7 protein-coding genes and 3 pseudogenes are annotated in these 12,032 nt (G+C 62.0%); 6 read left to right on the top strand and 4 right to left on the bottom strand.

The genetic code is table 11. The features are described from left to right. Nucleotides 1-311: 311 nt before the first annotated feature. Nucleotides 312-476 (top strand): hypothetical protein, encoded by a 165-nt coding sequence (locus tag OKW29_RS19000; RefSeq protein ID WP_429292090.1) that lies wholly within the window; start codon nucleotides 312-314, stop codon nucleotides 474-476. Nucleotides 477-1,307: 831 nt separating this feature from the next. Here OKW29_RS19000 and OKW29_RS18995 read toward each other — a convergent pair. Then, nucleotides 1,308-2,453, bottom strand: coding sequence for a glycosyltransferase family 9 protein (locus OKW29_RS18995; RefSeq protein ID WP_429292532.1), 1,146 nt, complete (start codon nucleotides 2,451-2,453; stop codon nucleotides 1,308-1,310). Nucleotides 2,454-2,708: 255 nt separating this feature from the next. After that, nucleotides 2,709-3,509: pseudogene (locus OKW29_RS18990) on the bottom strand (O-antigen ligase family protein); the annotation flags it as partial. Nucleotides 3,510-4,068: 559 nt separating this feature from the next. Between OKW29_RS18990 and OKW29_RS18985 the strand changes: the two are divergent. Continuing rightward, nucleotides 4,069-4,242 (top strand): annotated as a pseudogene (locus OKW29_RS18985) (IS5/IS1182 family transposase); the annotation flags it as partial. Between the two features lie 553 nt (nucleotides 4,243-4,795). Next, on the top strand, nucleotides 4,796-6,340 hold the full coding sequence (locus tag OKW29_RS18980; RefSeq protein WP_429292089.1) for a phospholipase C: 1,545 nt from the start codon (nucleotides 4,796-4,798) through the stop codon (nucleotides 6,338-6,340). A 421-nt stretch (nucleotides 6,341-6,761) separates the two neighbouring features. Here the strand turns inward: OKW29_RS18980 and OKW29_RS18975 are convergent. Further along, a pseudogene (locus OKW29_RS18975) lies at nucleotides 6,762-7,575 on the bottom strand (IS5 family transposase). 109 nt (nucleotides 7,576-7,684) lie between these two features. Here OKW29_RS18975 and OKW29_RS18970 point away from each other — a divergent pair. Beyond that, nucleotides 7,685-8,059: a BON domain-containing protein gene (locus OKW29_RS18970; protein ID WP_429292088.1), complete on the top strand. Its 375-nt coding sequence runs from the start codon at nucleotides 7,685-7,687 to the stop codon at nucleotides 8,057-8,059. A gap of 310 nt (nucleotides 8,060-8,369) precedes the next feature. Here OKW29_RS18970 and OKW29_RS18965 read toward each other — a convergent pair whose 3' ends face one another. Beyond that, nucleotides 8,370-10,199 (bottom strand): ABC transporter transmembrane domain-containing protein, encoded by a 1,830-nt coding sequence (locus OKW29_RS18965; RefSeq protein WP_429292087.1) that lies wholly within the window; start codon nucleotides 10,197-10,199, stop codon nucleotides 8,370-8,372. Between the two features lie 134 nt (nucleotides 10,200-10,333). Here OKW29_RS18965 and OKW29_RS18960 point away from each other — a divergent pair, with 134 nt between their 5' ends. Both OKW29_RS18960 and OKW29_RS18955 read left to right on the top strand, forming a co-directional pair. Further along, nucleotides 10,334-10,525: a hypothetical protein gene (locus tag OKW29_RS18960; protein ID WP_429292086.1), complete on the top strand. Its 192-nt coding sequence runs from the start codon at nucleotides 10,334-10,336 to the stop codon at nucleotides 10,523-10,525. Nucleotides 10,526-10,787: 262 nt separating this feature from the next. Continuing rightward, nucleotides 10,788-11,939 carry an IS110 family transposase gene (locus OKW29_RS18955; RefSeq protein ID WP_429289915.1) on the top strand — a complete coding sequence of 384 codons (1,152 nt, stop codon included), beginning with the start codon at nucleotides 10,788-10,790 and terminating at the stop codon, nucleotides 11,937-11,939. Nucleotides 11,940-12,032: the final 93 nt, after the last annotated feature.

Genomic DNA, 12,032 nt, shown 5'->3' with positions numbered 1-12,032 from the left:
AACAGGCGTTCGTGACTGGAGAAGGGCTCGCAGAAGCCGGCACGGTCATTTCGTCGCATAGCGAGCGTTGCGGAACAGCGGGCTCGCGTCGACGCGGAGCGCAACGACCTCGTCGCTCATGCGACGTTCATTGTGTTGCATCGACCGGTTGAATCCGCCGTTGGAAGCGGCCCTTGAGGTGAAGCCGGGCCGTACGGCGGCAGTGGGTCGCAAGTACTCATTCACTTTCCGCGGGACGAGCCATTCGCGACCACGGACCTGTGAATGACAGGAAAGCGCCCCATACCCGCCTGACCGGCACCGATGCTCGAATGACGGCTCAGGCCGAAGACGAGTCCATAGACGAAGGCGCAGTATGGTCGTTCCACTCCGAAACCTGCCGTTGGAACCGCGACGACCCGACCGTCGGCAATGGATCGGCAAAGAGCATTCGCTTTCCTCAGCGTCAGCGACTCGCGGCCGACGAGTTTGACTGATTTCGAATCACCGCGATGGTCGATGAACCACCTCGTGAAAAGAAGGAACGGTCACAATACTTCGGAGGCCGACGTCCAACTTCCTCCGATCGCGATCGGACCGGTTCGGCCAGGTGCGTTGATAGGCAGACACTTAAATTCTCGACGGTCTGTCCCTTTATGCGGCAAAGCAACGTCAATTCACTACGGCAAGGACTTCGGTGGCAGTTGGCCTAACTCTAACCACCGTCGCGCCAATATCTTCGCTCCGATCGAGCGCACGCAGTCTCAACTGCATCTACCAGAGCGCTCATTCCCTGCTTTCGCTCGCGGACCATTATCGGTCAAAGGTGTTGTGCATCAGGCGTGAACTGAGGGGCAAGTCGTCGGCCAATGCCGACGTTGGGGAGGACGGGGTTCTACGTCGGCAGTGCGACGGATCGCCGACGGTGTCGCCATCGATCAGCCGGGCGGCAGTTCCTGCAGCAGCGAACTCACACTCACGACCCACTTCGGCCCTACAGGTCGGCTCTCCATCAATGGCTGTTCCCCAGGTAACAACGGTCATTCGTACGGTCATGTCGGCCGGCAAGTTCACGGCCTGAGCGAACACTCGCGAATCGTCGCAGAACCGGAGCAGCAACGTCCGTTGTCGCAACTTCCGTTGCTTCTACGAATTACTCAAAGCCCATATTATTAGTACACAGGCGCATAGCGTTGTCGCAAAGCGCGCTGGCTACAATCATGCAGTTGAATAGTCTTCGCTTGAACTGCTATGCCGTCGAAGTGTATTTATCTCATCTGGCATCTCATCGTCAGTCCGGCCGTTCAGCCAACGCCCACAGGGCGCCTCTATCGGCTGATGCCGACGATCTTGGCCTGTGTCGGCGCCTGAATACCAAGCAGTTGCGCAGCGACAGCAATCACGCGGCTTGCCCGCAGGCCGGTCAGACAATCGCTTGTGCTTTCCTTATGCCGGCCGCACCCTTCCTGCCGGCACGGAACGCACTTGTTCTCCCCCTGCAACAGGTACACGTTGCCGCGCCGGCCTGAGCCGCGTCGAGCCCACGGCGCCTCACCCACCGGCCAGTTGCATGGCCACGGCCCCCAGCGAGCCGGGTCGCCTGGGCCGAACAGCGCGATCGTCAACGTGCCGCATGCGGCCGCAACGTGCGTGGTACCCGTATCGGGACCAATGAAGATCTTCGCGCACCGGATCATTTCCGCCGTTTCGCCGAACGTCAGCTCGCCGACAAGATTCAGGACCGGCTCGCCAGCCGCCGCGACCACCTGCGCGGCATACGCGCGCTCGGCCTGTGCTGGTCCTCCGCTCAGCGCGACAGCAAAGCCCTGCGCGCGCAGCCAGCGGATCGTTGCGGCCCAGCCATCGACGGTCCATTGCTTATACCCGTACATGGCGCACAGGTGCAGCACGACCATGGGCTGCCCCGGCATCGCGCCGGGCGGCGCATTGAGCCGCGCCTCGAACCGGGCTCTGCGCTCGGGATCGGGACCGATGCCCGGTGCGACCACCTCCGCACGCGGCGTCACACCCACCAGCCGCGCCAGTTCGAGGGTGTTCGGCACCACGTGTGCCTGCAGTTGCCGGTCGAGCGCGATACGGTGAAGCATGACGCGGGCGAACCACTTCACACGATCGGCATTGACGAGCCCGATCCGCTTGCGGCCGGCAAGCCACGTATAAATCAGTGCGCGATCGGAGTCGGTGGCTGCGCAGGCTAGATCGTAACGCCGCCAGATCCGCGCCGCGTCGACAATTCGCTCAAGGACCGGGACGCGCTGAGCGACAGCAATGACGCGGCGCAGGTCCGGGTTGTGCTCAAGTACCCCCTCTGTACCCCGAAACACGATCATGTCGATCATGGCCTCGGGCCATTGCGTCTTCATCGACCGGACCAGCGGTGTCACCAGCAACACATCGCCTATGCGACGTGGGCAGGCCACGAGAATCGTTCGCGGAGGCCGTTCCAGCTTCAGCGCACGTGAGTTGTCCACTTCGCCGATTTCCCGCTTGCGCGCCTCGATCCACGCAAGCAGTGTTGCTACATTCAGCGCGAAAAAGGCTGCGCTCATCACGAGCGTCAACGCGTCAATCGTCAACCCGAAGATGATCGTACTGCCAACCACGGCGAGTCCCAGATACGATGCGGTAGCGATTTCGCCGTCCGCGCTGAGCCGGTTCCGCCAGAACGGTGTGAAGGTCCCGACGTACAGAAACAGCAGGGCGGCCACGCCCACCGTTCCCATTTGGGAAAGCGTCGAAAAGAACTCGCTATGTGCGCCCGCGTTGACGATCGCCCGCGGCGCCTCGCCGCGTTGGGCAAGCTCGTTCAGCGCCTCATCCAGACGGCCGCGCCCCACGCCAAACGCCGGATGGCGCGAGTACAGAAGCGCGGATGCGCGCCACAATTGAAGGCGCAGGCCAAGCGACGTATCGATGTTGCCTTGCTGCATTTGCTTGATGTCGGACACGGTGGCGTCGACCCGCTGGCGAACAATGCTGGTGGATCCGAGTGCCACGAAAAACGCCACGATCGCACAGCCCAATGTAATGCGTGCCCGCCCGCTGGCTAGCCAGTGCCGGCCGCCGACGGTTGTCCATACGAGCAGCGCCACCGCAATCCAGCCCCCGCGCGAGCCCGACAGATATGACGCATATCCGCCGAGCAGAAACGCCGCAATCTTGATCGCCACCTCAGTGATGCGTGCGCGCCTGCCTCGCGAAATCGACACAATCGACAGGAAACCGAGCAGCAATGCTGTGTCGCCGAAAGGGATCGGGTTGGTAAATGAATTGCCGAGGCGACCGGGGGCGACCCAGACGGCCGGATGAAAGTGCGCGTAGATGGCCCACGTACCGACGCCCAGTGCGCCCGCGACAAATCCCCACTGCACGAGGCGGAGTTGCCGGTACGCCAGCGACCCCAGATAGAAAAAACTCGGGACGACGAGAGCCAGCCGCAGGAGCGGATCCAATGCCGGGAACGTGCTGCTTCGAAAAACCGCTATCTGGAACAGCACGACCGCCGGCATGCCGATCAGACCCAGCACGAAGAGCCGGTGGTCGCGAAACAGCGCCGCCGCACGACGCCGATGCTCGGCTTTGCCAAGATAGGCCAGAGCGAGCGCGAATATAACGAAAAAGCAGTAGCCGGTGCCCCCTCTTATCGACAGCATTACAGCCGGCGACAAGACGACAGCCAAGGTAGCGACACAGCCTGATAGTTGGTTGGTCCGCATCACGTCGGAACCTAAAGTCTAGCGAGGAACGGCAGCCCACGCCGATTGTGCCATACGCACGTGACAACGCCCTACATCCGCCGGCAATCACCGCCGCAACCAATATTGAAACTGTGGGCCGCACACGTTGTGCAGCAGGCGACCTTCAGGAAAGCCTCACCGATGAATGATGGCGGTACGCTCAAGCCGGGCGGGCGTGAAGGTAATGGGGGCAACGGATTTTATCCGGAGGCCGCCGATTCGACTCTGCGCTGTGATCTAACAGGCTGTTGAAATACCTCGTTTCTCCGTCATCCGGGACGAAGGGGTAAACGTTGAAGCCAATATCATGAATGTGAGCGAGATGAAACGGGTGCGCGGGGCCGATGGTTTTACGGAGTCGATGTTCACGGTGTTGAAGCTGGATGATTTTGTGCCGAAAGACCATCCGTTGCATCCTATTCGCACGTGGCTCAACGATGCGCTCAAACGCATGGACGACGTGTTTGCCCGGATGCACGCTCCTTACGGATTCGAATCGCGCCCAGGTTTTCTTTCAGTTGGCTGCGAACTGGATCGCGCCAGACACCCATCTATAAGGACTTGCCCGTTTGGCAAGAGGGTTGAAGGGGCTTGTGTTGGTCCGTGTGCGTCTCCTGAGTCATCGGATCACATGGCAGGACATCGCCTGACCTATCAAGCGCCAGCTTCTGCCTGACCGAAAGTCATAGTGTCTTAAACGACTGCAGCCTCAAACGCCGTCAGATCGCAGTCAACTTCACACCTCGCCGAAGCCGCACCTAGACGCGTGCTCTGCCGTTTGGCTAGCCGCTGAGCATGACGACAGCGGGGCGAGGATGTGTCCCGGCCGTGGCGATTAGATGATTCTGATGAATACCGTCGTACGGCTAACGAACCGATGCTCGCAGACGTGATGGCGGAGATGCACTCAACCCCGGGAGCGACTGTCACCCAAGTGTCATACCCGCTACCTACGCTGAGTCCAGCCCTGATCCGGCCGCCTCATCCCACGGCCTCGACCAGGTGCTTGCGGGAAGCATCCCACTGTGATTGCCAATTGAATCTAAAGGAGTCCGCACATGGAAACGCTGAAGCCTCATTGGTTAACACCGGCCAGAACATTGGCAATCGTCGTGAGCGCGGGAATGATGGTCTCGACACCGGCCCGCTCGGACAGTGAATTTTCCACCAGAACCCCGATCAAGCACATCGTGGTGATCTTTCAGGAAAACGTATCTTTCGATCACTACTTCGGCACCTATCCGCACGCACAATCCAATAAGGACGGCTCGCGCTTCTTCGGTCAGCCGGCGAACGATACTCCGAAGGCGAACACGCTGCTGAGCGCAGGTTTGCTGACCAACAATCCCAACGGCGCGAATCCGTTCCGCATTGATCGCAGCGTGCCCGTGACTTGCGATCAGGATCATGGTTACGGCGACGAACAGTACGCGTTTCACGGCGGGCTCATGGACCGCTTCCTCGCGCACAGTTGCAAGGACGCCATCATCGGATCGAACAGCACGCTCGGCTACTACGACGGCAACACCGTGACCGCGCTGTGGAATTACGCCCAGCACTATGCGATGAGCGACAACTCATTCGGGACGAGCTTTGGCCCGTCGACGCCCGGCCTGCTCAATCTTGTCGCCGGCACGACCTTTGCAGGAACAATCACCAATGGCCGTTCGGCGGCCGGTAACATTGCCAACGGGGCAACCAGTGGTGCCGTTATCGGCGATCCGGACCCGGCGGGCGACATGTGCTCCGATCCGACGCGCACCCAGATCACTATGTCGGGTGAAAACATCGGCGACCATTTGAACAACTTGGGTATCACCTGGGGCGCATTCATGGGCGGCTTCGACAACTGCAAGCTGGCCCATAACAACGTGTCGGGGAGTAGCGCGGGCGCCGACTACATCCCGCACCACGCATTCTTTCAGTACTGGAAGAGCACGCAGAACCCGTTGCATACGCCGCCGGGTTCCGATGCAGCGATTGGCAAGACTGACCAGGCAAACCATCAATACGATTTGGGCCGCTTTCACACCGCGCTCGCGAATCACAATCTCCCAGCGGTGAGTTTCCTGAAAGCGCGAGCGTTCCAGGATGGACACGCCGGATATTCCGATCCGCTGGACGAGCAGACGTTTATCGTAGGCGTGGTCAACGATGTCATGCGTTCACCCGAGTGGCGTGAGACCGCAATCGTGATTGCCTACGACGATTCCGATGGATGGTACGACCATGTGATGGGACCGGTCGTCTACCAGTCCAACGCAGTGGATGATCAACTGCTGGCCCCGGGGAGCTGTGGCCAACCCCGGTCGAACGACCCGGCAGGCGGCGCGCAAAACGGGCGCTGCGGCTACGGCCCTCGACTGCCGCTGCTGGTGATATCGCCCTGGGCGAAGACAAACTACATCGACCACCAGGTGACCGATCAGTCCTCCATTATTCGCTTTATCGAAGACAACTGGGGGGGGCCGCGCGTTGGCAATGGCTCCGCAGATGCGGTCGCGGGGTCGCTGAACGGACTCTTCGATTTTGATGGTGGTCCGCGCGCAGGCCGTCTGCTTCTCGATGAACGTTCGGGCACCATCGCAGCCTTCGATCATTGATCGGGGCCGTGTGCACGGGTCAGGTCCTGGCCTTGGCACACGGCTTTCTCGAGTCGGGCCCTCGAGCGGTCAGTTCGCGAGGCCTCATCTGTTCGACCATCGTGCGAGGCAGCCAGACCGACGACGCCCCGTCCGTCATGGCGCGCTCGAAGCGGGCCTCCGCGCTGATACAGACTGCCAACGAAGAGGCGGTTACCCGAATGCCCGCTTCGGCAGGCCGCGCTCTGGGAATGGTCGGCGCGCGAAGGTCCGCAGCTGTTTAGGTAAAGCCGACGTTTGAACGTCCGCCTGAGCGCGCTGGCGAGCGGCCGGTGATGGCCGTACTGAGTCCCACGGCCTGCGACGTCGGATCGCCTCACGTGCCTCGCTCCATGCAGAAGGCATAGCCGACCCCTTGTGTCATTCACCGATAACGACGAACCTAGACGGAACTTCGAAGTACTGGGATTGCATGGACAAGCATAAGCATGGCGAAGACGACAAAATGCAGACCTGCGAGTGTTTCGGGCAAGCGTTCGTAGTCACGTGCGAGGCGTCGAAAGCGGTTGAGCCATCCGAAGCTGCGCTCGACTACCCATCGACGTGGCAACAGCACGAAACCCTTTTTCGCTTCATCGAGCTCGACCACCTGGAGATCAATTCCCTGAGCGCGCGCGGCCTGCGCAGGAGCTTCGCCCGTGTAACCCTGATCGGCAAAGGCCACTTTCACGGTTTCTCCCGTTGCCTGCTGCACCTGGCGCGCCAGTTCTGCAACCTGTGCCCGTTCCTGCTCGTTGGCCGGTGTCACGTGTACGGCGAGCAACTGACCCAGCGTGTCGACCGCCATATGCACCTTGCTGCCACGCTTGCGCTTGTAGCCGTCATAACCTGCGCGTGGACCGCTCTCACATGTCGATTGCAACGTACGGCCATCAAGGATCACCGCGCTGGGCTGCCCCTGCCGCCCCTGCGCGACACGGATGATCGAACGAAGATCACTCACCATGCACTCATAAACAGCCGGCCGCCAGCCATCGTTGCGTCTGCTGGTACACGAGTTCCCACGGCGGAAAGTTGGTCGGCAGCATTCGCCACGCAGCCCCAGCGCGAGCCATCCAGCGCAACGCATTGAACATCTCGCGCAACTCATATTTACGCTGTGGTGCACTCTCATCCATCAACGTCAGATACGCTGCCACGAAGCTCCATTCTTCGTCTGACACGTCTGTCGGGTAGGCTTTACGTTTCTCTCTCATGCCTCAGGGGTACCAGGTCTGACCGGAAGTTCCTTCTAACACCGTCTAAACGAAGACCGCCCGCAAAGCTGCGGACTTGCGGGTCTACCGTATTTTGCTGCAGGGGAGAATGAATGTGAGTGGTGCAAGCGTCAAAATCTGCGCGATCCTGGTTATGGTCCCCATGAGTTGCGGCTCGATCCAGGCTCGCGCACACACGGGTGAGAACACGGGTGCTGGCGCGACAGCGCATCGGGTGGCGTACTCGACGTCGCGGCTTCAGAACAGGCCGGATAGTGCGGTGAGTCGTGACGTCCGCAGCGCCCTCAGGCGGACACCGAGCCTGGATGCTTCAGGGATTCGGGTCAGGGCGCGCCTCGGCGTCGTGACGCTCACGGGATGGGTGCCTGAGCACAGGCAGATCGCGCTCGCCGGCAACACGGCAGGATCGGTGCGCGGAGTCAGGTCGGTGGCGAATCACTTGACCTTGCGGAACAGCCGGTAGCCAGCGATTCGAAAATGAAGTGAGTACATCACGGGTAGGCCACGCGATGAACGCCGCATAGCGGCGGTGACCGGCGGGCGCTTGGCGTCCGCAAAAGAAAACCTTAGGACGGCGTCGCTAAGCGACATGAGCGTTCCTGCCGTTCGGGCGCACGCAACCGGTACGGCCGCTTGCAAGCGGATCGGTCATTCGGGTGACCCGCAAATGCGCGGGCCGATGACCGCTCCTGGCCGCTTATTGCCTTACGCTACCGCGTCATGTCGATCCGTTGGGAGCCCTGCGGTTGCCCGTGCCGACCTGGATCGTGTCTTCACGCCGAGTCGACGCGATCGCACTCAGTGTCGCTCTGTCCCGTATGCGCAACCTGCTCGCCAAACTGCAGGGCGGCAAGCTGGGCATAGAGCGGCGAGCTCAGAAGCAAGTCGGCGTGACGGCCCTGCGCGACGATGCGGCCTTGCTCCAGCACGACAATGCGGTCCGCTTGCTGTACGGTCGCGAGGCGGTGCGCGATGACCAGCGTGGTGCGGTTCTGCGCGGCATTGTCCAGCGCCTTCTGTACGAGGCGTTCGCTGGCAGCGTCGAGCGCGCTGGTGGCCTCGTCCAGCAGCAGGACGGGCGGATTCTTCAGGATCGCGCGGGCGATCGCAATGCGTTGGCGCTGTCCGCCAGACAGTCGTACTCCGCGCTCGCCTAGAAACGTGTCGTAGCCTTGCGGCAGTTCTTCGATAAAGCCGGCCGCAGCGGCCATTTCGGCAGCCCGCTGCACTTGCGGGAGTGTGGCCTCGTGCGCGCCGTAGCGGATGTTGTCGAGCACGCTGCCCGAAAAGATCACCGATTCCTGCAGCACTGCCCCGATTCCCTTGCGCAACTCGAGGAGCGGCACCTGTCGCGTCGGGACGCCGTTGATCAGAATGTTGCCGGCCTGCGGGTCGTAAAATCGCAGCAGCAGTTGGAACAGCGTGGTCTTGCCGGCGCCGGACGGTCCAACCAGCGCGACATGTTCGCCCGCGCGGACGTCGAGGGAGAGCCCGGCGAGTGCAGCGATGCCGGGGCGGGACGGATACGAAAAGCTAACATTGTCGAAGCGGATGCCGTCCCCGCGCGCCGGCAGCGCGACCGTCGCCTCGGCCTGCACCACCGGCGAGCGTGCCACCAGCAGTTGCAACAAACGTTCGGTGGCGCCGGCAGCCCGCTGCAGATCGCCCCACACTTCGGCGACAGCTCCCACAGCGCCGGCGGTGAACACCGCGTAGAGGATGAACTGGGACAACTGGCCGGCCGTCATCCGCCCGGCTAGCACAGCCTGCGCCCCAAGCCAGAGGACGAACACGACGGCGGCGAATACCAGCACGATAACGACGGCGGTCAACCAGGCACGCGCCCGAATGCGCTTGAGCGCGGTCTCAAAGGCCACCTCCACCGCGCCGGCAAACCGCCGCGCCTCAAAGGACTCCTGCGTGTACGACTGGACGGTCGGCATGGCATTGAGGACCTCGCCCGCCAGCGCGCTCGCGTTCGCTACCTTGTCCTGGCTGGCGCGCGAGAGGCGGCGCACGCGCCGACCGAAGACAACGATGGGAGCGACCACCACCACCAGCGTAGCGATGACGTAGCCTGACAGTACAGGGCTGGTCACTGCCAGCATCGCCACGCCACCGGTAAGCAGAAAGAAGTTGCGTAACCCCAACGACAGGCTGGTGCCCACCACCGTCTGAATCAAGGTGGTGTCGGTGGTGAGCCGCGACAGCACCTCTCCGGTCTGCGTGGTTTCGAAGAACTGCGGGCTCATCTCCAGCACGTGGTCGTAGACCGCACTTCGCAAATCGGCCGTGACCCGCTCGCCCAGCCACGACACGAGGTAGAAGCGCAGTGCCGTGGCGCCGGCCAGTACCAGCGAAACGGCGAATAACGCGAGGAAATAGCGATCGATATGCGTACGGTCACCCGCAGCAAAGCCACGGTCAATCAGGTATTTGAACGCCACCGGCAACGCCAGTGTGGCGCCCGCCGACGTCACCAGCGCCAGGAACGCGAGCGCCCAGCGCCCGGCATACGGGCGCATGAAGGGAAACAGGGCAAACAGGGGGCCTATAGCCCGCGAAGGCGGCGAAGGCGGCGAAGGCGGGACAGCGTCTGGCATGAGGATTCCCGAGCGGGTAGAAGTTCATCTCGATTGTGCCAGTCCTACAGATTCGAAGGCAGCGGTCGCGTGCTTGCCGCGACTCCCCATATGTATCAAGATCAAATCGATCTTCTCAGGAATGAGCCATTGCCATGACAGACAATTCCGATCCGGACGAACTGAAAGGACCCGGTGGCTTGACGTTGCGCCAGATCCACGAACAGGTACAGAAGAGCGTCGAGCGCGACCGCGAAGAGCAGGTAAAGCGTAATACTGCCGCTGCGCAACAGGGTCGATGGCAACGTTGGGTACGCTACGTGTGGGCCCGCAGTGGCCGTCGCTAAGATGGCTTGATACGAAATGCGCCGGTCGCGATTGCCGAGTCGGGAGCAAACGTTAATCGCCGAGCCGGGCCGGTCATAGCGTGTCTGCGAGCGGCACGACCCGACCCATCGGTGCCGTTGAGGTGAGATTGGCCCGGTTCGACGGACGGATTTGCAGCCAGCGATTTGATGTGATCTAGATACTATGGAAGGGCGCCACGGAAGTAAGCCTCCTGGAGTAAAACGAGGATCCCGACACCCGTTTTCCGAGAGGAGTACGCAAATGAATCCGCCTCGCACGGCCCTTCGCGGGCAGGATACAACCATCACCGGATCGCTGTATGTCGCCTTCGAACTGGGTGACAGGAGCTGGAAGCTCTCGCTGGGCGATGGGGTGCGCGCGCCGAGCCGCTGCACCGTGGCCGCCGGCGATACGGCCGCAGTTTTCACGGCGATTGCAAAGGCCAAAGCGCGCTGTCATCTGGCGGCCGATGCTCCGGTGCGGAGCTGTTACGAAGCCGGGCGTGACGGCTTCTGGCTGCACCGCTGTCTGGAAGCACATCAGATCACGAACCTGGTGGTGGATTCAGCCAGTATCGAAGTGAACCGACGCAGACGTCGCGCCAAGACTGACCGGCTTGACAGCGACAAGCTGCTGTCGATGCTGATGCGTTACTACGCTGGTGAACGCCGGGTGTGGGCGGTCGCGCGCATCCCGACTCCCGAACAGGAAGATGAGCGGCGGGTACACCGTGAACTCGATCGCCTGCGCCAGGAGCGCACTGCCCATAGCAACCGCATCCGCTCGCTGCTGGTACTTCACAACCTGCGGCCCGAGCGAATCGGTGGCCGCGCGTGGGCGCACTGGTGGGCCGAGCACACCACTCAGCTGTTGCCAGCCCTGCGCGCCGAGATCGAGCGCGAATGTGAGCGGCTGTCGCTGGCTGCCAGGCAGATCAGGACGCTTGAGGCACAGCAGCAGCGCGAGGTGCGCAGCGGTGTGCAACCCGCGATTGCGCGGCTCGCGCACCTCGCGGGTATCGGAACGGGCAGTGCCTGGGTCCTGGTCAGGGAACTGTTCGGCTGGCGACAGTTTCACAACCGCCGTGAAGTGGCCGGCTGCCTGGGCCTGGCCCCGACGCCCTATGCCAGCGGTACGAGTGAAGTTGAGCAGGGCATCAGCAAGATCGGCAACAAGCGAGTCCGATGGCTGATGGTGGAACTGGCGTGGAGCTGGTTGCGCTTCCAGCGCAGCAGCCAGCTAAGCGACTGGTTCAACGAGCGCTTTGCAGGCGGTGGCAAGCGTATGCGACGCATCGGCATTGTGGCACTTGCCAGACGTCTGGCGGTCGCGCTATGGCGCTATCTGGAATTCGGCGAGATTCCCCTCGGGGCAACCCTCAAGCCGCCTGCGAAGAAGGTGACGGCGACCTGAACAGCCAACGTCGAGCGGCAGCAGCGTTTGAAGGTTTGGCGCGCCCGGAACGGAGGTGGGTTGTCCGGCGGATAACCGTGGTTCTAGATGGGG

Source organism: Paraburkholderia sp. CI3 (assembly GCF_050436505.1).
In the GTDB taxonomy this organism is placed as follows: domain Bacteria; phylum Pseudomonadota; class Gammaproteobacteria; order Burkholderiales; family Burkholderiaceae; genus Paraburkholderia; species Paraburkholderia tuberum.
The sequence above is the reverse complement of the archived record's forward strand: the minus strand, read 5'-3'. Positions and strand labels throughout refer to the sequence as shown.